The organism is Shewanella sp. TC10 (assembly GCF_009663145.1).
In the GTDB taxonomy this organism is placed as follows: Bacteria; Pseudomonadota; Gammaproteobacteria; order Enterobacterales; family Shewanellaceae; genus Shewanella.
On the sequence record NZ_VKHR01000113.1, the window covers coordinates 1 to 3,042 of the forward strand.

4 protein-coding genes and 1 pseudogene are annotated in these 3,042 nt (G+C 42.5%); 1 reads left to right on the top strand and 4 read right to left on the bottom strand.

Annotated features, from left to right (window positions below):
• The 3 genes from FNZ24_RS21815 to rpsU all read right to left on the bottom strand — a co-directional run.
• Positions 1 to 436: CHC2 zinc finger domain-containing protein (locus FNZ24_RS21815; protein ID WP_228768578.1), on the bottom strand; the 436-nt coding region annotated here is incomplete at its 3' end.
• Positions 437 to 519: 83 nt separating this feature from the next.
• Positions 520 to 963 carry a GatB/YqeY domain-containing protein gene (locus FNZ24_RS21270; protein ID WP_153916803.1) on the bottom strand — a complete coding sequence of 148 codons (444 nt, stop codon included), beginning with the start codon at positions 961 to 963 and terminating at the stop codon, positions 520 to 522.
• Positions 964 to 970: 7 nt separating this feature from the next.
• Positions 971 to 1,186, bottom strand: a complete 216-nt coding sequence (gene rpsU, locus FNZ24_RS21275) for a 30S ribosomal protein S21 (protein WP_055024252.1) — start codon at positions 1,184 to 1,186, stop codon at positions 971 to 973.
• A gap of 236 nt (positions 1,187 to 1,422) precedes the next feature.
• Between rpsU and tsaD the strand changes: the two genes are divergently transcribed.
• Positions 1,423 to 2,436, top strand: a complete 1,014-nt coding sequence (gene tsaD / locus FNZ24_RS21280) for a tRNA (adenosine(37)-N6)-threonylcarbamoyltransferase complex transferase subunit TsaD (RefSeq protein WP_153916804.1) — start codon at positions 1,423 to 1,425, stop codon at positions 2,434 to 2,436.
• A gap of 133 nt (positions 2,437 to 2,569) precedes the next feature.
• Here the strand turns inward: tsaD and FNZ24_RS21285 are convergent.
• Positions 2,570 to 2,908, bottom strand: a pseudogene (locus FNZ24_RS21285) (glycerol-3-phosphate acyltransferase); the annotation flags it as partial.
• Positions 2,909 to 3,042 lie beyond the last annotated feature (134 nt).

Sequence of the window (3,042 nt, forward strand, 5' to 3'; positions counted from 1 at the left end):
AKCTACCCGTTCTTGGTTTACCATTTGCTTCACGGGTTATTGGCATTTCAATGCCGTGATCCACAGAGTTTCTAACTAAATGGACTAATGGATCAGCAAGAGCTTCAACTAAGTTTTTATCAAGATCGGTGTCTTCACCAACCATGATTAAGTCAATTTCTTTATTCAAAGTCCGCGCTAAATCGCGTACAACGCGTGGGAAGCGACTATCGTATTCCATAATGAAATCGATGGCATTGCCATGGGCACCACAACCGAAGCAGTGATAAAATTGTTTATCTCGACTGACAGTAAAAGAAGGTGATTTTTCGCTATGAAAAGGACAACATGCAGAGTGATTTTTCCCTGCTTTTTTCAAAGGCACACGATGATCAATTAGATCAACGATGTCGGTGCGAGCTATAAGCTCATTGATAAAGTCACGAGGTATCGCCATATATGCTATAGGTCTCGCATTACCAAGTAGATAAAACAAACAAGCCGCGCAAGATGCACGGCTTATTCAACACTAAAATTTTATTAGTTTAATTTTGCGCGGATTTGGCCGCCAATGGCACCCATATCTGCACGTCCTTGAACCTTAGATTTTAATGCTCCCATTACTTTGCCCATATCCGCCATGGTTGATGCACCTACCTGAGAGATAGCTTCATCAATAATTGCGGCAACTTCTTCTGCTGTTAAAGGAGAAGGCAAGAAAGTTTCAATAACTTGAATCTCTGCTGCTTCAGTTGCTGCTAACTCCGGGCGACCTGCTGACTCATATTGAGTAATAGAATCGCGACGTTGTTTTACCATTTTGGTTAAAACGGCTATTGTCTGTTCATCAGTCAGAGTTTCGCGGGTATCCACTTCAATCTGTTTAACGGCAGACAATGCCATACGAATAGTCCCCAAACGCGCCTTATCTTTGGCACGCATGGCTTCTTTCATCTGGTCTTTTAGCTGTTCAACTAGGCTCATAATGAGATTAGTATAAACGTACGCGACGTGCGTTTTCGCGAGAAAGCTTCTTAGCTAGACGCTTAACAGCGGCAGCTTTTGCGCGCTTACGTGCAGAAGTTGGCTTCTCGTAGAATTCACGAGCGCGAACATCAGCTAAGATACCTGCTTTTTCACAAGAGCGCTTGAAACGACGAAGAGCTACGTCGAATGGTTCGTTTTCACGTACTTTAATAATTGGCATACGCCATCACCCCTTAGGTGTAGTTAATTTGGCACTACCATAAACGGTAGATTAACCAAGGCTATTTAAAATGGTGCGAAATTCTACACCGATAATGATGCTTTTGTAAACCCCCTTTGTTGCTGAGTTTATGTAATCTTGTTGTCATATTTTCGTAGATAGTTCAGCTTTACTGGAATAAGCTTGCATCAACAGGTAGAATTGCCGCCCTTACAATTTTAGGAATATGAGCTGCTATGCGGGTTTTAGGTATCGAAACGTCTTGTGATGAAACGGGAATTGCTGTTTTTGATGACGAGCAAGGTTTGTTATCACATGCTTTATATAGTCAAGTAAAGTTACATGCTGACTATGGTGGCGTGGTACCAGAATTAGCTTCGCGTGACCATGTTCGAAAAATTATCCCTTTGATTAAGCAAGCTTTGAAAGACGCTAATTCAACTGTTGATGACATTGATGGTATTGCTTTCACTAAAGGTCCTGGCCTTATAGGTGCTTTATTGGTGGGTGCATGTGTTGGCCGTTCACTGGCTTATTCATGGGGAAAGCCTGCGATTGGTGTCCATCATATGGAAGGGCATTTACTCGCGCCTATGCTTGAAGACGATGCACCAGAATTTCCATTTTTAGCTTTACTGGTTTCTGGCGGCCATTCTATGTTGGTTAAAGTAGATGGTATAGGTGAGTACGAAGTGTTAGGTGAATCAGTGGATGATGCCGCTGGTGAAGCGTTTGATAAAACAGCTAAGTTAATGGGCCTAGATTACCCTGGTGGTCCAAGACTTGCCAAGCTTGCTTCGAAAGGTGTGGAGGCTGGTTACAAATTCCCACGTCCAATGACAGATAAACCTGGGCTGAACTTTAGCTTTTCAGGTTTAAAAACATTTACAGCCAACACCATTGCTGCAGAACCTGATGATGAACAAACTCGAGCTAACATTGCTCGCGCTTTTGAAGAAGCTGTGGTTGATACTCTCGCGATTAAGTGTAAGCGGGCTTTAAAGCAAACGGGCTACAACCGTCTTGTCGTTGCAGGTGGGGTGAGCGCTAATAGCCGCTTAAGAGCAAACCTTGCAGAAATGATGCAGCAGCTCAATGGTGAGGTGTTCTATCCTCGTGGTGAGTTCTGTACCGATAATGGCGCGATGATCGCTTATGCCGGTTTACAACGTTTAAAAGCTGGCCAAAAAGAAAACTTGGAAGTTCAAGGGCAACCTCGTTGGCCACTAGATACGTTAGAAGCGGTATAAACTGTTTTTTAAAGTCACTTATTCTTCGACTGAAATAAAAAACCTAAGCCATCGCTTAGGTTTTTTTGTTTATAGGTTTTTTATTTATAGCTGACTAATTGCTGCTTTAAGCAAACTTTAAATCACTAGGGATTCAGCTTTGTTCATTGGTTGCTTTCTTTTTACGTGAAAGTTTACTCTCTTCGCCAATTCTTAATCGCTTAATATTGTCTTTGTGTCGTATGACAATTAGCAGTGACAACATGGCAACTGGAATGATAAATCTATCATCAAGCCACCAAGTATAGATTGGAGCGAGCATCGCAGTCAGTATTGCTGCTAGTGACGAGTAACGAGTAAGAAGAACAAAAACAATCCATGTAGCGATGAGACATAGGGCTAAATCGCCTCCAATCGGCGCCATTGCACCAAAAGCTGTAGCAACCCCTTTACCGCCTTGGAAATTAAAGAAGATAGGAAATATATGACCTAAACTCAATTAACAGCTAAAAATGCTGGAGCGATTCTAATTGCAGGTAGCGATCCTGTTGCACTACCTAAAGCGCAAAAGAATGCAGCAGAGCTTAATGGCATGCGTGAAAGCCATGTCAGAGATGGCGTAGCGAT

What these genes read in the sequence shown, in the direction of transcription:
- rpsU (WP_055024252.1), bottom strand. Translation starts at nt 1,186, where the DNA reads ATGCCAATTATTAAAGTACGTGAAAACGAACCATTCGACGTAGCTCTT.
- FNZ24_RS21270 (WP_153916803.1), bottom strand. Translation starts at nt 963, where the DNA reads ATGAGCCTAGTTGAACAGCTAAAAGACCAGATGAAAGAAGCCATGCGT.
- tsaD (WP_153916804.1), top strand. Translation starts at nt 1,423, where the DNA reads ATGCGGGTTTTAGGTATCGAAACGTCTTGTGATGAAACGGGAATTGCT.